This is a genomic window from Zeaxanthinibacter enoshimensis (genome assembly GCF_004362865.1).
Taxonomy (GTDB): domain Bacteria; phylum Bacteroidota; class Bacteroidia; order Flavobacteriales; family Flavobacteriaceae; genus Zeaxanthinibacter; species Zeaxanthinibacter enoshimensis.
Genome location: NZ_SNYI01000001.1, coordinates 1,145,514 through 1,166,557, shown reverse-complemented (window position 1 = coordinate 1,166,557; position 21,044 = coordinate 1,145,514). Strand labels below are relative to the sequence as shown.

At 47.4% G+C, this 21,044-nt stretch carries 23 protein-coding genes; 12 read left to right on the top strand and 11 right to left on the bottom strand.

Annotation, left to right across the window (positions count from 1 at the left end; genetic code table 11):
• The first annotated feature begins 5 nt into the window (after positions 1–5).
• Positions 6–752: a uroporphyrinogen-III synthase gene (locus CLV82_RS05160; protein WP_133643211.1), complete on the top strand. Its 747-nt coding sequence runs from the start codon at positions 6–8 to the stop codon at positions 750–752.
• A 69-nt stretch (positions 753–821) separates the two neighbouring features.
• On the opposite strand, the gene pckA is transcribed toward CLV82_RS05160, so the two are convergent.
• Positions 822–2,438 carry a phosphoenolpyruvate carboxykinase (ATP) gene (gene pckA / locus CLV82_RS05155; protein WP_133643210.1) on the bottom strand — a complete coding sequence of 539 codons (1,617 nt, stop codon included), beginning with the start codon at positions 2,436–2,438 and terminating at the stop codon, positions 822–824.
• A 69-nt stretch (positions 2,439–2,507) separates the two neighbouring features.
• Positions 2,508–2,894 carry a DUF423 domain-containing protein gene (locus CLV82_RS05150; RefSeq protein ID WP_133643209.1) on the bottom strand — a complete coding sequence of 129 codons (387 nt, stop codon included), beginning with the start codon at positions 2,892–2,894 and terminating at the stop codon, positions 2,508–2,510.
• A 194-nt stretch (positions 2,895–3,088) separates the two neighbouring features.
• On the opposite strand from CLV82_RS05150, the gene CLV82_RS05145 reads away from it, so the two are divergent.
• Together CLV82_RS05145 and CLV82_RS05140 are read left to right on the top strand one after the other, a co-directional pair.
• The gene (locus tag CLV82_RS05145; RefSeq protein WP_133643208.1) at positions 3,089–4,462 is read left to right on the top strand and encodes a saccharopine dehydrogenase family protein; all 1,374 of its coding nucleotides are present in this window, start codon (positions 3,089–3,091) and stop codon (positions 4,460–4,462) included.
• Between the two features lie 48 nt (positions 4,463–4,510).
• Entirely contained in the window at positions 4,511–4,981 is a 471-nt protein-coding gene (locus CLV82_RS05140) for an Lrp/AsnC ligand binding domain-containing protein (RefSeq protein WP_133643207.1), read from the top strand.
• Between the two features lie 43 nt (positions 4,982–5,024).
• On the opposite strand, the gene CLV82_RS05135 is transcribed toward CLV82_RS05140, so the two are convergent.
• From CLV82_RS05135 to CLV82_RS05125, 3 genes are all read right to left on the bottom strand, one after another.
• Entirely contained in the window at positions 5,025–5,720 is a 696-nt protein-coding gene (locus CLV82_RS05135; protein WP_133643206.1) for a zinc metallopeptidase, read from the bottom strand.
• Positions 5,721–5,865: 145 nt separating this feature from the next.
• The gene (gene ald / locus CLV82_RS05130) at positions 5,866–6,957 is read right to left on the bottom strand and encodes an alanine dehydrogenase (RefSeq protein ID WP_133643205.1); all 1,092 of its coding nucleotides are present in this window, start codon (positions 6,955–6,957) and stop codon (positions 5,866–5,868) included.
• 263 nt (positions 6,958–7,220) lie between these two features.
• On the bottom strand, positions 7,221–10,169 hold the full coding sequence (locus tag CLV82_RS05125; protein ID WP_133643470.1) for a leucine--tRNA ligase: 2,949 nt from the start codon (positions 10,167–10,169) through the stop codon (positions 7,221–7,223).
• Positions 10,170–10,249: 80 nt separating this feature from the next.
• Here CLV82_RS05125 and CLV82_RS05120 point away from each other — a divergent pair, with 80 nt between their 5' ends.
• From CLV82_RS05120 to CLV82_RS05090, 7 genes are all read left to right on the top strand, one after another.
• Positions 10,250–11,128, top strand: coding sequence for a cell division protein FtsX (locus CLV82_RS05120; protein WP_133643204.1), 879 nt, complete (start codon positions 10,250–10,252; stop codon positions 11,126–11,128).
• Between the two features lie 9 nt (positions 11,129–11,137).
• A complete protein-coding gene (locus tag CLV82_RS05115; RefSeq protein ID WP_133643203.1) occupies positions 11,138–11,401 on the top strand; it encodes a DUF3098 domain-containing protein in 264 nt (87 codons plus the stop codon).
• A gap of 7 nt (positions 11,402–11,408) precedes the next feature.
• The gene (locus CLV82_RS05110) at positions 11,409–12,203 is read left to right on the top strand and encodes an undecaprenyl-diphosphate phosphatase (protein ID WP_133643202.1); all 795 of its coding nucleotides are present in this window, start codon (positions 11,409–11,411) and stop codon (positions 12,201–12,203) included.
• A 10-nt stretch (positions 12,204–12,213) separates the two neighbouring features.
• A complete protein-coding gene (gene truB, locus CLV82_RS05105) occupies positions 12,214–12,927 on the top strand; it encodes a tRNA pseudouridine(55) synthase TruB (RefSeq protein WP_133643201.1) in 714 nt (237 codons plus the stop codon).
• A gap of 63 nt (positions 12,928–12,990) precedes the next feature.
• Complete coding sequence (locus tag CLV82_RS05100) at positions 12,991–13,719, top strand: hypothetical protein (protein WP_133643200.1); 729 nt, start codon at positions 12,991–12,993, stop codon at positions 13,717–13,719.
• Between the two features lie 103 nt (positions 13,720–13,822).
• Complete coding sequence (locus CLV82_RS05095) at positions 13,823–14,173, top strand: hypothetical protein (protein WP_133643199.1); 351 nt, start codon at positions 13,823–13,825, stop codon at positions 14,171–14,173.
• 67 nt (positions 14,174–14,240) lie between these two features.
• Complete coding sequence (locus tag CLV82_RS05090; RefSeq protein ID WP_133643198.1) at positions 14,241–14,804, top strand: DNA-3-methyladenine glycosylase I; 564 nt, start codon at positions 14,241–14,243, stop codon at positions 14,802–14,804.
• 50 nt (positions 14,805–14,854) lie between these two features.
• Here the strand turns inward: CLV82_RS05090 and aat are convergent, their stop codons facing one another.
• From aat to CLV82_RS05070, 4 genes are all read right to left on the bottom strand, one after another.
• Positions 14,855–15,514: a leucyl/phenylalanyl-tRNA--protein transferase gene (gene aat, locus CLV82_RS05085; protein ID WP_394346154.1), complete on the bottom strand. Its 660-nt coding sequence runs from the start codon at positions 15,512–15,514 to the stop codon at positions 14,855–14,857.
• 26 nt (positions 15,515–15,540) lie between these two features.
• Positions 15,541–16,917, bottom strand: coding sequence for a short-chain fatty acid transporter (locus tag CLV82_RS05080; RefSeq protein WP_133643197.1), 1,377 nt, complete (start codon positions 16,915–16,917; stop codon positions 15,541–15,543).
• A 63-nt stretch (positions 16,918–16,980) separates the two neighbouring features.
• Positions 16,981–17,358, bottom strand: a complete 378-nt coding sequence (locus tag CLV82_RS05075) for a DUF3127 domain-containing protein (protein WP_133643196.1) — start codon at positions 17,356–17,358, stop codon at positions 16,981–16,983.
• A 3-nt stretch (positions 17,359–17,361) separates the two neighbouring features.
• Positions 17,362–18,237, bottom strand: coding sequence for a flavin reductase family protein (locus CLV82_RS05070; RefSeq protein ID WP_133643468.1), 876 nt, complete (start codon positions 18,235–18,237; stop codon positions 17,362–17,364).
• Between the two features lie 118 nt (positions 18,238–18,355).
• Here CLV82_RS05070 and CLV82_RS05065 point away from each other — a divergent pair, with 118 nt between their 5' ends.
• Together CLV82_RS05065 and CLV82_RS05060 are read left to right on the top strand one after the other, a co-directional pair.
• A complete protein-coding gene (locus CLV82_RS05065; RefSeq protein ID WP_133643195.1) occupies positions 18,356–19,510 on the top strand; it encodes a sensor histidine kinase in 1,155 nt (384 codons plus the stop codon).
• Positions 19,507–19,863 (top strand): hypothetical protein, encoded by a 357-nt coding sequence (locus CLV82_RS05060; protein WP_133643194.1) that lies wholly within the window; start codon positions 19,507–19,509, stop codon positions 19,861–19,863. The genes CLV82_RS05065 and CLV82_RS05060 overlap by 4 nt, the downstream gene beginning before the upstream one ends.
• Positions 19,864–19,868: 5 nt before the next feature.
• Here CLV82_RS05060 and CLV82_RS05055 read toward each other — a convergent pair whose 3' ends face one another.
• A complete protein-coding gene (locus CLV82_RS05055) occupies positions 19,869–20,261 on the bottom strand; it encodes an HIT family protein (RefSeq protein WP_133643193.1) in 393 nt (130 codons plus the stop codon).
• A 107-nt stretch (positions 20,262–20,368) separates the two neighbouring features.
• Positions 20,369–20,845, bottom strand: a complete 477-nt coding sequence (greA, locus tag CLV82_RS05050; RefSeq protein ID WP_133643192.1) for a transcription elongation factor GreA — start codon at positions 20,843–20,845, stop codon at positions 20,369–20,371.
• Between the last annotated feature and the right edge of the window lie 199 nt (positions 20,846–21,044).

Sequence of the window (21,044 nt, the reverse complement as noted above, 5' to 3'; positions counted from 1 at the left end):
CTCATATGAAGGTAAAAACAATTTTGGTTTCGCAGCCGGAGCCTAAAATGGAGAATTCGCCTTATTTACGACTGATTGAAAAAGAAAAGGTGAAAGTAGATTTCAGGCCTTTCATCCACGTGGAGGGCGTTGATGCCAAGAATGTTCGGCAGCAGAAAATCGACCTTCATAATTTCTCAGCCATAATCCTGACCAGCAGGAACTCAGTCGACCACTTCTTCAGGATCGCTGAGGAAATGCGCTTCAAGGTACCGGATACCATGAAGTATTTCTGCCAGTCCGAAGCTGTTGCTTACTACCTGCAGAAGTACGTCGTGTACAGGAAACGAAAGATCTACGTGGGAAAACGGACTTTCGCAGAACTGGTTCCCCTCTTAAAGAAATATAAGGACGAATCCTACCTGCTTCCATCCTCGGATGTACTAAAACCCATTGTCCCGGAAAGTCTGAACGAGCTTAAGCTGAACTGGAAAAGAGGAATCTTTTACAAAACAGTGATCAGCGACCTGTCTGACCTGAGAAACGTATACTACGATATCCTGGTATTCTTCAGCCCTTCAGGAATAGAATCCCTGCTACAGAACTTCCCGGATTTTGAACAGAACGACACCCGGATCGCGGTATTTGGAAATTCGACCGTACAGGCCGCTACAGATGCAGGACTCAGGATCGATATCCAGGCTCCAACCCCCGAGACTCCGTCTATGACCATGGCGCTGCAGAAATATATTACCAGCGTTAATAAGAAGTAAGTAAATCCACTACAAGACAATAAAAAAAGCCTCCTTATGGAGGCTTTTTACATTCTCTAAATCTTCAGATTAAAAGGCATACCGTTGTGGTCCTCCCCTGCGGATTTCTTCACTGGCACCCGATTCGTATTTCTTGAAATTCTCCCTGAAAGCATTAGACAGTTTAAAAGCGGTCTTATAGTATGCTTCATCATTATTCCAGGTAGTCCTGGGAGAAAGTACTTCTGTAGGCACTCCGGGACACTGTCTTGGTTGTGCGACTCCGAATACCGAATGGATGTGGTAGGTATCATAAGTGTATAAGCCCAAGTCCCCGTTAAGGGCTGCATGAATCATCGCCCTTGTATATTTTAGCTTCATCCTGGTTCCAACACCGTAAGGACCACCGGTCCAACCTGTGTTCACCAGCCATACATTAACGCCTGAATCCTTCATTTTGCGACTGAGCATCTCTGCATATTTAGCAGGGTGGAGCGGCATAAAAGGCGCCCCGAAGCATGCAGAAAAGGAAGGGACAGGTTCTACCACCCCGGCCTCGGTACCAGCTACCTTAGCAGTGTAACCTGACATAAAGTGATAAGCTGCCTGGCTTGGAGTCAGTTTAGAGATCGGAGGCAATACCCCGAACGCATCGGCAGTGAGGAAGAAGATATTCTTCACGTTATCGCCAATAGATGGCTCCATGATGTTATCTATATGATAAATGGGGTAACTAACCCTGGTGTTCTGGGTTATGGAGGTATCAGCAAAATCTACTTTGCCATTGTCATCCATGATCACGTTTTCCAGGATAGCCCCTTTCTTGATCGCTCCATAGATTTCGGGTTCACTCTCCTCAGACAGGTTGATCACTTTGGCATAGCATCCCCCTTCAAAATTAAAGACGGTGTTATCCTTTGTCCAGCCATGCTCATCATCCCCGATCAGTCTCCGGGTGGGATCTGTAGAGAGGGTTGTTTTCCCGGTTCCGGAAAGACCAAAGAAGATCGCTGTATCTCCTTCTTCTCCCACGTTGGCAGAGCAATGCATGGGAAGCGTATTCTTATCTACAGGCAGGATAAAGTTCAAGGCAGAGAAAATCCCTTTCTTGATCTCACCGGTATAGCCGGTCCCCCCTATCAGGGCGATCTTCCGAGTAAAATTCAGGATCGCAAAGTTATGCTGCCGCGTACCGTCTATCTCGGCATCTGCTTTAAACCCGGGTGCATTGATAACCGTCCATTCCGGGTCAAAGTCTTTAAGCTGATCCTCTGTTGGTCGCAAAAACATATTGTATGCAAACAGGTTGGACCAGGGATACTCGTTGATCACGCGGATATTCAGGCGGTAATCTTCATCGGCACAAGCAATACAGTCTCGTACGAATAATTCTTTCTCATCGAGATAGTTGATCACCTTATCATATAATGCATCGAACTTTTCGCTGCTGAAAGGGATATTAATATCTCCCCACCACACCTTATCTTCGGTGATCTTGTCCTTCACGATGAACCTGTCTTTGGGCGACCTACCGGTAAACTCACCAGTATTGACTGCGAGAGCGCCTGAATCGGCTTCCCGTCCCATCCCCTTATCAATGGTTATGTCGTGCAGTTCTGAGGGAGAAAGCTGATAATGTACATTTTCACTTTTAATTCCGTATTCCTTTAACGAAATCGATTTCGTCGTCGGGTTGGATGTGCTCATACCTAACTTGTTTTTAGTTGTGCAAAATTAGCAATAATATAGTGTAATCATAATGATTAGAGTCAATGTTTAGGCATACTGCCTAAAAATCCGGATAGCCAGTAACAGCCATCCCAGTAACAATAAAGTCCCGCCAATAGGAGTAATTATACCCAAAGCCCCCAGATCAACATTCATGGCTTTGGCAATTGCAAGAATATAGAGCGAGAAAGAAAATAAGAGGATCCCAAAGGTTACCAGGTAGAATACGGCCTTCTTATGTTTATCCCCGAGGAAATCGGTTCCCCCGAGAATGATCAGGAATAGCGCATGGTACATCTGGTATTCCACACCGGTCTCGTACGCTGACAGCGACCGGGCATCGAGCAGTTCCCGCAGGCCGTGGGAGCCAAATGCTCCGAGGATCACAGCGAGTAGTGCGAAACCTGTACCTGTCAGCAGAATTGTTTTGTTCATAACTTTAACAAGCCAATTTTAGGCAAATGTAACAATTTGATACCTTCGTCAGGGTTCGTTTTGAACGAAAAAATGAATTGAATCACGCGGCCGGCCATACTACGCCCTCTTAAAGGTTCTGGCTGCCGCCATTGTTAATCCAGACGGCAACTCCCATTGATACTGCCGTGTAAAACCTAAAAAATCTATTCATTATGCCTCGTAATATTCTTGTTGTCGGAGCCGGAAAATCCACCTCCCACCTACTTGATTATTTTATTGATAAAGCCGAAGAGAGAGACCTGCATATCACTATTGGTGATCTCAACCCTGAACTGGTACCGCAGGAGTTTCGTTCTCACCCCCGTTGTTCGGTTATCACCCTGGATATATTTATAGAAGATCAACGGGTAATCGCAGTGCAGAATGCTGATATAGTGGTTTCCATGTTGCCTGCACACCTTCATATCAATATTGCGAAGGATTGCCTGAACTTTAAAAAACACCTGGTCACTGCATCTTATGTCAGTGATGCCCTGCAGGAACTGGACGGAGAGGTCCGGCAAAAGGGGCTGGTTTTCATGAACGAGATCGGCCTGGATCCGGGTATAGACCACATGAGCGCAATGCATGTAATCGATGGTATACGGGAAAAAGGTGGTAAAATGCTGCTATTTGAATCGTTTACCGGAGGCCTCGTAGCTCCGGAGAGCGACACCAACCTTTGGAACTATAAATTCACCTGGAACCCAAGGAATGTCGTGCTGGCAGGGCAGGGAGGAGCTGCGAAATTTTACCAGGAAGGAACATATAAATATATCCCCTACCATAAATTATTCCGGCGTACAGAATTTATGGAGATCGAGGGCTACGGCACATTCGAGGCCTATGCCAACCGGGATTCCCTGAAATACCGGGAGGCTTACGGACTAAAAGATGCCCTTACCCTTTACCGGGGGACCATGCGCAGGATAGGTTTTTCCAAGGCCTGGAATATGTTTGTTCAGCTGGGGATGACTGATGACAGTTATAAGGTTGAAAATTCCGAGAATATGACCTACCGTGAATTCACCAACCTCTTCCTCCCCTATTCCCCTACAGATAGTGTGGAACTGAAACTTCGTCACTACCTTAAAATAGACCAGGACGATATCATGTGGAATAAACTGGAAGAGCTGAACCTGTTTGATAAGGATAAAAAAATAGGGCTAAAGAATGCCAGTCCTGCCCAAATGCTGCAGGTTATCCTGGAAGACAGCTGGACCCTGGACGAGGATGACAAGGATATGATCGTGATGTATCATAAGTTTGGTTACGAACTCAACGGCAAGAAAGAACAGATAGACTCTAATATGGTGGTCATTGGCGAGAACAGGAGGCATACTGCGATGGCTAAGACCGTGGGCCTACCTGTAGCTATTGCCACCTTACTGATCCTGGATAAAGTGATCACCACTCCCGGAGTACAGATCCCCATCAGCAAGGAAGTTTACAAACCCATCCTTAAAGAACTGGAGCAACACGGCGTCATCTTTAACGAATACAAGGTCCCTTACCTGGGATACAACCCTGATTCCGTAGCCGGTTAAGTTATGTAAGTAATTATAGTATATTTACCGTAAAACCAGAAGGAGAATATGAAATCTGATGACAATTCGGTAAAAATTGACGGCATAGACAAGAAGATCCTAAGGTATCTTATGGAAGATGCCCGCAAGCCTATCCTGGAGATTGCCAGGCATATAGGAATATCCGGGGCAGCTATCCATCAAAGACTCAGGAAACTGGAAAAATCCGGGTTGATCGCGGGATCCAAATTCGTGATCAATCCCAAAGTACTTGGATATACCACTATGGCCTATATAGGAATCTTTCTGGATAAGGCGATGAGCAATCCAATGGCAGTCAAAGCCCTTGAAAAGATTCCCGAAGTACTGGAATGTCATTATACCACGGGCGACTGGTCTATCCTCATCAAAGTTCTCTGTAAGGACAATGAGCACCTGATGCACGTACTCAACAAAGATATCCAGCAGATTGAAGGTGTCTCCAGGACGGAGACCTTTATTTCCCTCAACCAACAAATAGACCGGCAAATCAGTATCTGATCGCCGGTCTTTCCTTTTATTCTATCTGTTATACAGCAACAGCTTAATCCCTGCCGCCAAATACCTGTAGCCCCCAATAGACCAGGGAAGCCAGGGCACCTATAGCAGCAACCAGGTAAGTTCTTGCCGCCCATTTAAGCGCGTCTTCCGAACCTTTATATTCTTCCTGGGTAACTATATTCTGATTCTTTAACCAGGCCAGCGCCCGGTTACTTGCGTCGTACTCAACTGGGAGGGTGATGAAGCTGAACAGGGTTGCAAACCCCATCATGACCAATCCTGCCACCGCGATATAGAATCCCAGGCCCACCCCGGCAGCAGCGCCGAGCATGAGTCCTCCGAAGACGACCCACATGGAAAGCCCCGAGGTAACACTTACCACCGGCACCAGTTTGGAACGCATGGTCAACCACTCATAGGCCTGAGCATGTTGCACGGCGTGCCCGCATTCATGGGCAGCAACGGCAGCTGCAGCAGCATTCCGCTGGTTGTATACACCTTCACTCAGGTTAACTGTTTTATTCTTGGGGTTATAGTGATCCGTCAGCATCCCCGGGGTAGAGATCACCTTAACATCCCTTATCCCGTGATCTGACAACATTTTTTCCGCGATCTCAGCGCCGCTCATCCCGTTGCGCAGGTGAACTTTGGAATAATGCTTGAATTTACTTTTTAATTTACTGCTGACCAGCCAGCTCACCAAGGCTATGGCTCCGATCAGTATATAATACATCATCATATTGCTATAGAATTTATCAGGTTAAAGGTACGAAGTTTCCGGTTTCAAACCTCTGGATCTTCTTCCATTCAACAATTCTATTAGCAAAAATCCAGCCAAATAAATAGTAGCGGGAAAGTTACTGACAAAATGTACGTTTCTGTCATTATACAGCGGTTGCAAATGTTGCCGCAATTTCCTTATATAATACTTCTCCCCCGGCTATATTCAGGCCTTTCCGCAGACCGTCATCTTCCAGGCAGGCCTTTTCCCATCCTTTGTTGGCTATTCGCAGTATGTATGGGAGCGTCACATTGGTCAGGGCTACAGTAGAAGTATGGGGCACGGCACCGGGCATATTAGCTACCGCGTAATGAACCACATCATCAATTATATATACCGGATCTTCATGCGTAGTTGGGTGGGTAGTTTCCATGCAGCCACCCTGGTCCACGGCCACATCAACCATCACCGTCCCCGGTCTCATCTCCTTGAGCATATCCCTTGTGATCAGGTTCGGGGCTTTGGCCCCTTTTAAAAGTACCCCGCCGATGATGAGATCATGGGTTTTGATATGTCTGCGAATGTTATATTCATTAGAGAATTCGGTCACCACGTGGCTGGGCATCACATCATTCACATAACGCAGTCGTTTCATATTCACATCCAGGATAGTCACGTGTGCCCCAAGTCCTGCAGCCATTTTTGCCGCCTGTATCCCTACGGTACCGGCACCCAGGACCAGCACTTTCCCGGGCGCCACCCCCGGCACTCCCCCTAGGAGCACCCCTCTACCTTTGACCGGTTTCTCCAGGTAACGTGCTCCCTGTTGTATTGCCATCCTTCCTGCAACTTCAGACATAGGGGTCAACAAGGGCAGGCTTCCATCCGGGTCTTCCACTGTTTCGTACGCAATGCAGATCGCACCACTGTCTATCATCGCCTGCGTCAGGGTTTCATTGGAGGCAAAATGAAAATAGGTAAATACCACCTGGTTTTCCCGGATCATCGGATACTCTTCCGGGAGAGGCTCTTTTACTTTTACGATCATCTGACTCTCCCTGTAGATTTCCTCTATAGTCCCGAGGATACGGGCACCGGCCTTCCGGTAATCTTCATCAAAAAATCCGCTGCCATCTCCTGCACCGGACTGAATGCTTACCTCGTGACCTGCACGGGTCAGTTCCAAAACGCCTGCCGGCGTCATCCCAACCCGGCTTTCATTGTTCTTGATTTCTTTTGGCACCCCTATTTTCATATCGTTTGGTTTTAATAACTCTAAAATCCGATAATCTATCTGAAGAGAAAAATAAAATCGACAAAATACAGGGGGTGTTCCTCAAAAAACAATAATTATTATAATATTGCATCAGTTTTAATAGGGGTTAATGCAAAACATTAATCAATATTTAGGCTTATGACATGATTATTATGGGGGGGTATAAGTTTATTGTAATTAACCAAGCATAAAAAAACCCGGAGCAGCTCCGGGTTTTTTTATAGATAAATGAGTTCTGTTGATCAGGCGACAATATTGACGATCTTGCCCGGCACCACGATCACCTTCTTAGGTGTTTTTCCATCCAGCTGCGCCTTAGTTTTCTCATGGTTCATAACAGCCTCCTCGATCTGCTTCTTATCCATATCCAGGGGTAACTGCATAGTAAACCGCATTTTCCCATTAAATGAGATCGGGTATTCCTTGTTCTGTTCTACCATGTATTTTTCTTCGAATACCGGGAAATCTACTGCAGCAATAGATCCCTGGTGCCCAAGCCTTTCCCATAATTCTTCCGCGATATGCGGTGCATACGGAGAGATCAGTATGGCCAGCGGCTCCAGAATTTCGCGCGAATTACATTTCTGTGAGCTCAGTTCATTTACACAGATCATAAAAGTAGAAACGCTGGTATTAAAAGAGAAATTCTCTATATCCTCTTCTACCTTCCTGATCGTCTTATGCAGGCTTTTTAACGCATCTGCCGAGGCGGGTGCATCACTGACACTGAAACTGTCTTCCGGGCCGCTGTGATAGAGGCGCCACAACTTTTTAAGAAAGCCATGTACCCCGGTAATCCCGGCCGTATTCCATGGCTTGGCCTGCTCCAGTGGCCCCAGGAACATTTCGTACATCCTGAGCGAATCGGCTCCGTACTCCTCGCAAATAGCATCGGGATTCACCACGTTGTACTTGGATTTGGACATTTTCTCCACTTCCCGGGTCACTTTAAATACGCCGTCATCCTCCTTTACAAATATAGCTTCGCTGAATTCGGGTCTCCACTTCTTGAATCCTTCCACATCCAGTTCATCCGAGGAATTAACCAGGGAGACATCGGCATGCAGGGGTGTAAAATGAGGCTCCCCACCAGCTTCCTTTTCGCCTTCTTCAAGCAGGGGTCCCAGCAGGTCCCGGATCTTGTCTGAGATCCTTTCCAGGCTAAGATCATCCTTTTTAATTTTCTCCACGACCCCGGCACTGACGATCACCGGCACCTTGGCACCCGGCATGTTCCAGCGGCAGACAAATGCGCTTGTTCCAAGGATCATTCCCTGGTTGATCAGTTTACGTGCAAACTCATCCTGGGGAACCAGGCCGAGATCATACATGAATTTCTGCCAGAAACGCGAATACAATAGGTGGCCGGTAGCGTGTTCCATCCCCCCGATATACAGGTCGACATCCTTCCAGTAATTAATGGCTTCCCGGGAAAAGATTTCCTCCTCGTTATGAGGATCCATATAGCGGTTAAAATACTGGCTGCTGCCCGCCCACCCGGGCATGGTATTCAGTTCCAGGGGAAATACTGTTTTATGATCGATCTTATCATTGCTCACCACTTTACCGGCTTCCTCATCCCAGGCCCAAGTAGTAGCATTCCCCAGCGGGGGCTCACCTGTTTCTGTAGGCAGGTATTTTTCCACTTCCGGCAGACGAAGGGGCAGGTATTTTTCATCCAGCATGTATGGCAGACCCTGCTTGTAATAAACAGGGAATGGTTCTCCCCAGTAACGCTGCCTGCTGAAGACGGCATCGCGCAGCCTGTAATTTACCTTACCCTGGCCCTGGCCAATTTTTTCGAGTTCTTCAATCGCTTTTTTGCTGGCTTCACGGTAACTGAGACCACTCAGGAAATCCGAATTATCTATCACGGTATTCTCTTTGTCAGCGTGGGCCTCTTCGGAAATATCCACGTCGCGGAAGATATTGGGAATCGGGATATTGAATTCCTTGGCGAAATCATAATCGCGCTGGTCTCCACAGGGTACAGACATCACTGCTCCTGTTCCGTAACCTGCCAACACATAATCCCCGATCCAGATCGGGACGGGTTCCTTGGAGAACGGATGAATAGCATAAGCCCCGGTAAATACACCGGTTATGCGTTTCACATCTGCCATCCGCTCCCTTTCAGAGCGTTTTGCTGCAGCGGCTACATAAGCTTCCACTTTTTCCCGTTGTGCGGGGGTAGTGATCTTATCCACCAGCTCGTGTTCGGGGGCAAGCGTCATAAAGCTAACCCCGTAAATAGTATCAGGCCTTGTTGTAAATACTTCAATAGGATAAGATTCCCCGTCATCCATCACAGGTTTGGTGTAGAAAGTAACCGAGGCCCCTACAGACCTGCCTATCCAGTTGGTCTGGGCATCTTTGAGCGGTTGTGGCCAGTCTATTTTTTCCAGCCCATCAAGGAGTCTTTGAGCATATGCCGTGATCCTCATGCTCCACTGAGTCATTTTCTTTCGTACCACCGGATGACCACCCCTTTCACTGAGACCATTGATCACCTCGTCATTCGCCAGAACGGTTCCCAGGGCGGGGCACCAGTTCACTTCGGTATCAGCCAGGTATGTCAGCCTGTATTTTAATAACAGCTGTTGCTGCTCCTCCTGGGACATAGCCTTCCATCCTGCGGCATCAAACCGGGGTGTATCCTCATCACAGGCAGCTAATACAGCAGTATTTCCTGATCTTTCAAAAATGCTCACCAATTCCTCAACTGGCCTGGCCTTATCAGCCTCTTTATCATACCAGGAATTAAAAAGCTGGATAAAGACCCACTGGGTCCATTTGTAATATTTGTGGTCAGAGGTACGCACCTCCCTGCTCCAGTCAAACGAGAACCCCAGCTTATCCAGCTGCTCCCTGTATCGTTTTATATTAGCTTCGGTAGTCAGGGCAGGGTGTTGGCCGGTCTGGATGGCATATTGCTCAGCAGGCAGACCGAAGGAATCATAGCCCATAGGGTGAAGAACATTAAAACCTTTATGGCGTTTGTAACGAGCATAGATGTCGCTGGCAATATATCCCAGGGGATGGCCTACGTGCAACCCGGCCCCGGAGGGATAGGGGAACATATCCAGCACGTAGAATTTGGGTTTCTCACGTGATTCACCCGCCTTAAATGTTTGGTTTTTAGCCCAGTAATCCTGCCACTTGTCTTCTATTTCCCTAAACGTATAACTCATGTCTTCTATTTCCGTTCTGTGAGGCGCAAAAATAAGTTTATTCAATTTACTTTCCTATTTTTACGCCATTCATATGTCCCATGAGCAAAGCTTTTGAACGTTACCAGAAACGAAAATTAATATCATCCTACTTTTCCGTGGTACTCAGCATCGGGCTGGTACTTTTCCTGTTGGGAGCCCTGGGTATCCTGGTGCTGAATACCAAGAAACTTGCGGATCATTTCAAGGAACAGATCACCATCTCCGTGTTCCTGAAAGACAATGCCAAACAGGTAGAAGTAGAGCAACTGCAGAAGAGCCTCGCCCTGGCAGAATACACACGCACCTCTACCTATGTTTCAAAAGAAGAAGCAGCGGAGGCGTACAGTGAAGAGATCGGGGAAGACTTTATGGAATTCCTGGGTGAAAACCCGTTAAAGAATTCGGTAGACATCACCCTGAAAGCAGATTATGTCAGCACCCTCCAGATCGAGGAGATCGCAGCAGAACTGGCCGAAAAAGACTACGTTGAGGAGGTGAGCTACGACAGGCCATTGATCGCCCTGCTTACTGAAAATGTAAAACGGATAAGCTTCTGGATCCTTGTCGCCAGCGCCCTGTTCACCGGTATAGCCGTGTTACTGATCAACAGCTCTATCAGGCTCTCTATCTATTCGAAACGATTTATCATAAAGACCATGCAAATGGTTGGAGCAACGAAGATGTTCATTCGCAGACCCTTTATCTGGACTAACCTGCGCCTTGGTATGCTTGGCGCGGTTCTCGCCCTGCTCATGCTCGGGGCCAGCCTGTATTACCTGGACCTCAACTTCCCGGAACTGGGATTACTGCAGGATGAGGTACTGCTGGGCGGCTTGTTTATTGGAGTCTTCACCCTGGGAATACTCATTTCTTTTTTGAGCACCTATTTTGCGACACAGCGTTTCTTAAACCTGAGGACAGACGATTTATATTACTAAATTTGCAGCATGAGTAAACAAGACAGGAAAACAGCTGAAAATAAGACCAAACGGGAATTCATCTTCCAAAGGAAGAACTACATTTTTATGTTTATCGGGATAGCGTGTATTGCACTGGGGTACATCCTGATGAGCGGGGGTGGCAGTGACGACCCCAATGTCTTTAACCCGGAGATCTACAGTTTTGTCCGGATCCGCCTTGCCCCTACGCTAGTTCTTGCAGGCCTGGGTATAGAGATCTATGCCATCCTTCTGAACCCTCACAAAAAATAAGCAGTAATTGGAATTAATAGATGCCATAATCCTGGGGATAATCCAGGGCCTGACCGAATTTTTACCTGTTTCTTCCAGTGGTCACCTGGAAATCGGGAAAGCATTGCTGGGAGACAACTCTGTGCCGGAAGACAGCCTGTTATTCACCGTGGTCGTACATTTTGCCACGGCATTAAGCACCCTGGTGGTATTCCGGAAAGATGTGTGGGAGATCGTACGCGGGTTGCTGCAATTCCGCTGGAACGAACAGACACAATTCTCCCTGAAGATCATCATATCCATGATACCTGCCGTTTTCATAGGGCTGGTATTTGAGGAACAATTGGAATCACTATTCGGAGGCAACATAGTCCTTGTCGGGTTTATGCTCTGGGTAACTGCACTGTTACTCTATCTTGCTGACAGGGCAAAGGATACGGGGAAACCGGTCAGTTTCCGGAATTCCCTTGTTATAGGGGTTTCCCAGGCCATAGCCATGCTCCCCGGAGTTTCCAGGAGTGGCGCCACTATTTCCACATCCGTACTCCTGGGAATAGATAAAACCCGCGCAGCCCGTTTCTCATTCCTAATGGTAGTTCCCCTGATCCTCGGGAAGATCATCAAAGACCTGTCCAGCGGCGAACTGACTTACGAAGGCGGACAATCCATGGTCATGGCCGCCGGGTTCCTGGCCGCATTCCTTTCCGGAATGATCGCCTGTACCTGGATGATCAGGCTGGTACGCAACAGTAAATTAACCTACTTTGCGGTCTATTGCCTTATTGTTGGTAGCCTGGCCCTTGTATATGGCCTGCTCACCTAAAAACTACCTTATGAATCCCGATTCTAAAGACAAATTCCTCGACGGGCAGATCCTGCTCATTGACAAACCTTTGAACTGGTCATCGTTCCAGGCTGTAAATGCCATAAAATGGGCCATCCGGCGGAAATTCCAGTTAAAAAAGATAAAGGTGGGACATGCCGGGACCTTAGATCCCCTGGCCACCGGGCTGCTGATCATCTGTACCGGGAAAGCGACCAAGAAAATAGAGGGGTTGCAGGGACAGGTCAAAGAGTATACCGGGACCATCACCCTGGGCGGCACAACTCCTTCCTATGACCTGGAGACTGAAGTTGACCAGGAGTACCCGGTTGACCATATTACGAAAGAAGCCATCAAAGAAGCTGCCAATCACTTTACCGGCGAAATAGCCCAAAAACCACCTGTTTTCTCAGCACTTAAAAAGGATGGAAAGCGACTGTATGAATTTGCACGGGAAGGAAAGGAAGTGGAAATCAAAAAGCGACTGATCACGATAAATGAGTTTGAGATCACAGCCATCCGGCTGCCCGAAGTAGATTTCCGGGTCGTCTGCAGCAAGGGCACCTATATCCGGTCCCTGGCACATGATTTTGGTCAGTATTTGGATTCAGGTGGGCATTTAACCCGCCTCCGGAGAACCAAAATAGGGGATTACAACGTAAATAATGCGTTGACCCCCGAGAAATTCAGGGAATTACTGCTCCCCGAAGCATCAAATGATTAATTACTGTAAATCCCCGGGTGTCAGCAAAATATAATATTTTGTAAAAAAAAAGGTTATAGGTTTATGCACCTGAATCGACCACAGCTTTCTTTTATCATTACCGGACTCACGCTGGGCATCCTGATATTGACCATGTTCAATCTGCATCTTGGCGCGGAGCAGGAAGAGGAGTATGTGATCGAAATGAGCCTGGCTGACGAAGACCTGGAAGCCATTTTGGAGGAAGAGGAAAAGCAAATGGAGGAAAGGGAGCAATCTGACCCCATTGAATCCCATATGGCCTTTAATGAAACTGCCAAACCTAGTTTCGGCAACCCGGAACCCCTGAAAACCCTGGAGGAGATCATGGAAGAACGAACGGAGTTGAGCGAGGCCGGCGAAGAAGGCGAATACAGCGATCCCGACTCTGACTTCTCAGAGGGCCTGAAAGAACTTGCCAGACGACGTGAAGAGCGACTGCAGCAGCTGGGAGAGAAAGACGCTCAGAAAAAGGAATACACCAAGAATCTTGCAAAAAGGCGTACCTCAGTTTCCTATTCCCTGGTAGGGCGCAACAGCTACAGGCTTCCGCCGCCAATCTACACTTGTATCGAGGGCGGAACCGTTGTTATTAATATCGCGGTAGATAATAATGGGTATGTCACGGCGGCCGATTATAATGCCAGCAGTTCTAATACCAGCAATGGTTGTCTCGTCGACAATGCTATTACCTACGCCTTGCGGGCCCGTTTTAATCCGGATTCCAAAGCCTCCCAGATCGGTACCATCACCTATATCTTCCAGAGCAAGTAAACGGGAGTCATCTCAATTTTTTTTTCAGCCATATTTCGTATTTTTGGACTATTAATTTACCCGGGAATTTGGTAAATTATACTAAACTAAAATCATACTCAAGATGAAACAAGGAATTATACTACTGTTTTTGCTCCTCGGCTGCATTTACGGGATTCAAGCCCAGGATTCTACCGTAAATGTAGGAGACGAATTTACTATTCAGCAGCCAGAAGGAAACCAATTCAATCACCTGGATTTCCCCAGACCTAATTTCCTGATCAAAAAAGGAATTTTGCCGGATTATAAAAGCCTGGCCGGGATACGCGTGGTGGTTGCAGATGTAAGCACTGATAAGGAAGGTCACCAGGTCGCCACCCTGCAGCCTGTTAACAGGAAACAGTATTTCAGGCACTACAGGGAAGTAACAGCCCATGTTGGGGAAGCACTGCAGTCCGGAGAACTGAGCCGTTAATTATCATTATTCGCATTACCTGAATTGAACAGCGTTCCAGATTCCGCCTGATTATCTATATTTAGGTATGGAAGTAAAACGCTGTGGCTGGTGTGTAGGGGATGCACTGTATGAAGAGTACCACGACCGGGAATGGGGAGTACCGGTTCGGGATGACCCCACTATGTTCGAATTCCTGATCCTGGAGACTTTCCAGGCAGGGCTGAGCTGGATCACTATACTGCGGAAGCGCGAAAATTTCAGGAAGGCCTTTGACGATTTTGATTACCGCAAGATAGCAGCTTACGATCAGTCAAAACTGGACGAGCTGATGCAGGATCCGGGAATCATCCGGAACCGGCTTAAGATCAACGCCATTGTTGCCAATGCCCGGGCATTCATAAAAGTACAGGAGGAATACGGCAGCTTCTGTGATTACATCTGGAGCTATGTGGATCATAAGCCGGTAAAGAATGCTATTTCTTATTACAAGGACGCCCCGGCAACCACCGCGCTTTCTGAGAGGATAAGCAAAGATCTGAAGAAGAAGGGTTTTAAATTTGTAGGTCCCACCGTGGTATATGCCCATATGCAGGCCACCGGAATGGTCAACGATCACGAAACAGACTGTTTTCGCTACCACCAGGTTTAATCACCCTGCATACTCCACATTACAACACGCAAAGCTGCCATAGCGACCCCCTATTTCTCCCTGAGGTACTCTAAGTATTCCTGCCTGGGAATTTCCCGGGCTCCCAGGCTCTCCAGGTGGCTGGTATACACCTGGCAATCTATAAGAGCTGTACCATTGTCCAGGCAATCACTCACCAGCTGAACAAGAGCCACTTTTGAAGCATCACTGGCCGTACTGAACATACTTTCCCCACAGAAGACCTCCCCGAGCTGCAGACCATAGAGTCCCCCTACTAATTCGTCCCCGGACCAAACTTCATAAGACACGGCAATACCACGCCGGTGGAGTTCCGAATACGCCTGTTGCATTCCCGCAGTGATCCAGGTCCCATCCTGCCCCGGCCTGGGGACGGCCGAACATTTTTTTATTACCTCTGGAAAACATTGGTTCCGGGTCACTTTAAAAATATTTTTCCGGAGCGTCCGCCCGAGGCTCTTGGAAATTTTCAATTCTCCCGGAAAAAGTACCATCCGGGGATCAGGACTCCACCAGAGGATCAGTGAATCTTCATTGAACCAAGGAAAAATCCCACTGCGGTAGGCCAGCAAAAGTCGGTCTGCAGAAAGGTCTCCCCCTACTGCCAGCAGGCCCTCGGAATTGGCATTTTCAATGGGCGGAAAAACCAGTGCCTTGGTCAGGAATGCTATGGAATCAGGAGAATTATTCACGGATATAGCTTTTACGCAAATTTAGGCTAAAAAAGCAGGAGACCGGTCAGGTAGATCACTGATCCGACCAGCATAAACATCAAAGTGTAAGGCAGTATCTCACTGGCTTTGAGTTTTGTGATCGCCAGCAGTGGCAATGCCCAGAAAGGCTGCAGCATATTAGTTACCTGGTCCCCGTAGGCAAGCGCCATCAGGGCCTTCGGCAGAGGCACCCCGAGTTGAAGGGCTGATTCGATTACCAGGGGACCCTGGACCGCCCACTGACCTCCCCCGCTGGGAACAAAAACGTTGACAAGGCCAGCGCTGAAAAAGGTTAGTATCGGTAATGTAGTACTGTTAGCAACCGACGCGAAAAAATCTGAAATATCACCGATCATCCCGGTCCCGGCCATAATGCCCATAATCCCGAAATACAAAGGAAACTGGATGAGTATACCGGCCGTATCTCCTATGGCAGCTTCAACAGCACGGCCGAAATTTGCCAGGCTTCCATGCAACAGCAAAGCCAGCCCCAGCATAAAGAAATTAAGCATATCAGGGGTGATATTCAGGGCAAGCAGGAACGAGGTGTATTGCAGGCAGAATACCCCGAGAATAAGAAGTCCGAAGACCGCAGAAAGCCAGGGAGACCTGTCCAGCTTTTCAGAACCGATGGCCTCTGTTTCCTTTTCTTTCTCCATAGTGAGAGCGGGCAGGGAAGTAGGTGTACTATTCGTGTTCCTCCCCAGGTAATATGCAATGCCGGAGATAGCGATCAGGACTGCGACAAAGATCAGCAGGTTAGAGGTACTGAAAACAGTGAAGGAGGTAGGTATACTTCCAGGCAGGGCAGAAAGCAGTTCCTCGTTACCGGATAACTGCAACAGTTCTGTGATATGACCTTCCTCTGAAGCTTTGATGGGTGCAGATCCACTGATGCCACCATGCCATACCATCAGCCCCAGGTATCCGCAGGCACCTACCAGGGGGTAGTTGACAGGAATACCGGCTTCCTGGGCATATTCCCCCACTTTCCGTGCCAGGAGAGCGCCGAAGATCAGTCCAAGTCCCCAGTTAAAAAAGGAAACCAGCATAGTAGGCAATGCTACCAACAGGGCTGCATTCGCCGGGTTGCTGACCAAGCCTGTAATCTTCTGAATTAGTTTCTCTACCGGTCTGCTCAATACCAGGACATGTCCGAGCACCAGGATCAGCATCATCTGGTAAGCAAAGACCAACAGACCTGTATTCCAGATCCCGGATTCCCAATGCGAGAGAACAGATCCCAGGTGCGATCCCGATCCAGGGGCATCTGTTGCGATCCAGGCAAGCAGGATAGTAAAAAGGGTCAGTAGTACGGCTATGGTAAAAGGAGAAGGCAAGTACCTCCTGAAAACCGTTTCTATGGCCCTGGTAAGTTTCATATAACAGGGTGAGATCCGGCCAGGACAAAAGCATCAGGCCGGATCATCCCAAAGTTTTTAATCTTAGAACGGAAGGTCATCGTGATCTTCCTCGTTCAGGTCATCAGCCGGTTCAAAGGCCTCCATAGGAGGAACCGGAGGGATATTCCCATCACCTTGTTCAGCCTGTGCGGCTTCTATTCTCCAACCCTGGATAGAGTTGAAGTATTTGACCTCTCCCTGTGGGTTGGTCCATTCGCGACCCCTCAGGTTGATGCTGATCTTTACCGGTTGTCCCGGCTTAAAGTTGTTCAGCAGGTCTGTCTTGTCCTGTACAAACTCGACCATAATGGTCTGGGGATATTGCTCATCGGTAGTAATTACCACTTCACGCTTCCGGAAACCATTATTTCCAAATGTTTTGGTTTCGCCGATTAATTTGATCGTTCCTTCTAATTCCATCTTCTAATTGTTTGCCAACAATACTTTCCAGGCAGAAAGCATGTCATTATTGTTTAAATATTCTTGTGCCATTCTGAACCTTCTCTCTTCATCACCGGCACGGATGATTTCTTTCAGTTCTTTCTTTTCCTCCACAAAAGCAGCCACTTCTTCTGTAGCGGGAAGTTCTTCCACGTTGCCCAGTTTACCGAGGTCATTTCCAGTCAGAAGCTTGCTGTGCCTGATCCTTTCCGGGATAGCGTCTATACCAATTCCCAGGGTAGATAAAGGTTTAGGCACCTCGAACATTCCTTTATTGGCACGACTGTACCAATTTCCTCCCATCCTGGCTACCTGGTCGATCTTATGCTGGTCTATACTGCCATTTTCATCCAGGATAGACTTATGGATATGTATTTTAACTACTTCCGAGAAAATTAAATTTCCTGCGCCCCCTTCATACCCCAAAGCTTCAACCTTGGTCACACGACATTCAAACTGCACCGGTGATTCTCCCACGCGGAATGGTTTTACTATTTCTGAAGGAAGCATTGTCAGCCCTGCCTTAACGAACTCGTTCTCACCCTCCGGGTATTCTGTGCTCGAAAGAGACATCTGCTGAACCATATCGTAGTTCACGATATTGATAACCACTTCCTTGGTTTTAAGGATATTTTCCAGGGTATGCTTGGTCGTATTATTGCGTACCCTCCTGGCAGGTGAAAAGATCATCACGGGCGGGTTTGCGCTGAATACATTAAAGAAGCTGAAAGGCGAGAGATTAGGTCTGCCCTCAGCATCCACAGTGCTTGCAAACGCTATAGGCCTGGGGCCCACGGCTCCCAGCAGATACCCATGTAACTCAGGGGTTGCAACTTCATTGGGACTAATTGTGATCATCTCTTGCATAGGTGGCAAATGTACGTAATTTGTAGGCTATATAAAACCGGATTAAGAGGTGAAAACCATCGCGGTCCCCCAATTTGGTTTATCTTTAAATTCGCAAAGAACAGCCCTGATGAAATTCAGCCGACCCAGGAAAACCTCGAATATTTTTTTGCTGATCGCCTCCTTCGTGATCGTTAGCCTGATCCTTTGGAATACGAACAGTTTCTTTAAAAAATTTAAAGAGGAAGAACGGTACAAAATGGAGATATGGGCCACAGCCCAGTCAGAGCTATTGCAGTCTTCAGAGGACCGGGACCTGGGTAACCTGCACGTCAAGATCTTCCAGAATAATACTGCCACTCCTATGATACTGGTGAACCAGGATGGTTCTATCAAGACAAACAATATGGAGGAAGATGCGGTATCGGACCCCGAATACGTTCAAAAGCAGATAGAAAGGTTCCGGGAAGAGAACACTCCCATTGCAATAGATTATAAAGGAGAACACCTGGCCACTCTATATTACGGGAATTCCGAGGTACTTAACAAACTGAAATATTACCCCATCGCCCTGTTGCTGATCATTTTCCTCTTCGGGGCAGTCATCTTCTTCTTTTTCCGGACCAACAAGGCCTCTGAACAGAATAAGCTATGGGCAGGGATGGCAAAGGAGACAGCGCACCAGATCGGAACACCGCTAACCTCGCTTCTCGGCTGGAACGAGCTGTTAAGGGCAGAGAACATCAACCCTGCAATCACCTCCGAAATTGATAAGGATATCAGCAGGTTACAAACCATTACGGAACGCTTCTCTAAGATCGGGAGCCTCCCCAAACTGGAACCGGCGGATATCGTTGAAGAAACCAGGCAGGCTTACGACTACCTGAAGCTGAGGAGCTCCAAGCTCATCCACTTTTCATTCCATTCCAAAGTCGAAAATTTTCCCGTACTTTTGAACCGTTCTTTGTATAACTGGACCATAGAGAATTTGGTGAAGAACGGCATTGATGCCATGAAGGGAAAAGGGCATATCTCTATCGAGATCCTACCGGACGGGAAGTATGTCCAAATCCTCGTCTCCGATACCGGTCATGGTATAGCCAAAGGAGATTACAACTCTATCTTCACCCCAGGTTTCACTTCCAAGAAACGCGGATGGGGTCTGGGTCTCTCCCTGGTCAAAAGAATCGTTGAGGAATACCACCAAGGAAAGATCAAAGTGCTTAGCTCGAGCAAGGAAGGCACTATTATGCAGATCTCTTTAAAATCTTTAGGCTCGTCATGATGAAGGAAAAACTGATCGTATTAAAAGAGGCTGACCTGACCAATAATTGTCCTGAATGCTTTGCCCAGGACCTGCGGCTTACTTTTTACCAGAAGGAGAGTTATGGAAAACTATTTCACCGGACAACGCGAAATCTCAGCCACGAAATCCAATGCAGGAAATGCGGTTCCGTGATCTACCCGGTACAGTGGACCCAGGACATAGACCGCACTTTTGAATACTACCAGAAACTGGTTAGCCCAAACCGGTCATCCATACGATTTACCACTTTGTTCTATGTATTAATGCTGTTGCTGATAGTACTGGTCGGGGCGGGCACTTATATGTTCATTCAAGGAGGGTTCCCAGAATAGCAGCCCTACTCCAGGGCTTCCCTGATCTTTTTGGCAATAGCTTCAAATTCTTCCTGTTCTAAAGAAACCTTATGCTGAAAAGTTGCATTCTGCATACTCTGAAGCGGTATCAGGTGCACATGAACATGAGGGACCTCAAGGCCGATTACGGCCATACCTACTCGTTTACATGGAATTGCTTTTTCGATCGCCTTTCCTATTTTCCTGGAAAAGGCCATTAAACCCATGTACGCCTCTTCCTCCATGTCCATGATCTTATCAACCTCCTGTTTCGGGACGCAGAGGGTATGACCTTCGGCATTGGGATTGATATCCAGGAAAGCGAAGTAGTTGTCATCTTCTGCGATCTTATAGCAAGGGATCTCGCCATTGATAATCTTGGTAAACAGGCTGGGCATCTTTTTGATATTACGGACCGGTGATCTGCGGCCCAGTTAGGTGAACTAAAATAAAAAATCCTTTGCTGAAAACAACAAAGGATGGGATAACATATTTACGTGGAGAATTAATTCCTGCTGATCTCCAGTATATCAAACTTCAATGTTCCATTGGGAACCTGTATTTCGGCCACTTCCCCAACGCGCTTACCGAGCAACCCTTTACCAATAGGTGAAGTCACGGAAATCTTCCCGGCCTTCAGGTCTGCTTCGCTTTCTGACACAAGGGTGTAGTTCAGCACCATGCCATTCTGCTGGTTCTTCAGTTTCACTGTAGATAATACCAACACCTTGGAAGTATCCAACTGGGATTCATCGATCAACCTAGCATTGGCTACCACCTCTTCCAGTTTCGCTATCTTGAGTTCCAGCAATCCCTGGGCCTCTTTGGCTGCATCGTATTCTGCGTTCTCCGAAAGATCCCCTTTATCACGGGCCTCGGCAATAGCCTGTGATGCTTTTGGCCTTTCTACGTCCCTGAGATGGTTAAGTTCATCTTTCAGCTTTTGTAAGCCTTCTGCCGTATAATAAGAAACATTACTCATAACTAATTCAATTTCAGGAATTACTTCTTCGAAATCCCCATGATCACCCAGTTGTAACTTACAATGGATGCTACATTACTGTCCGCCACGAAAGCAGTCACCAATCCTGGACACCTTTAAATTGCCTGCCTGCGGCAGTTACCTCAACGCTTGTAGAGTGGAAGTTGATACCTAGGTACCCTAATAGGAAAATCCTCTT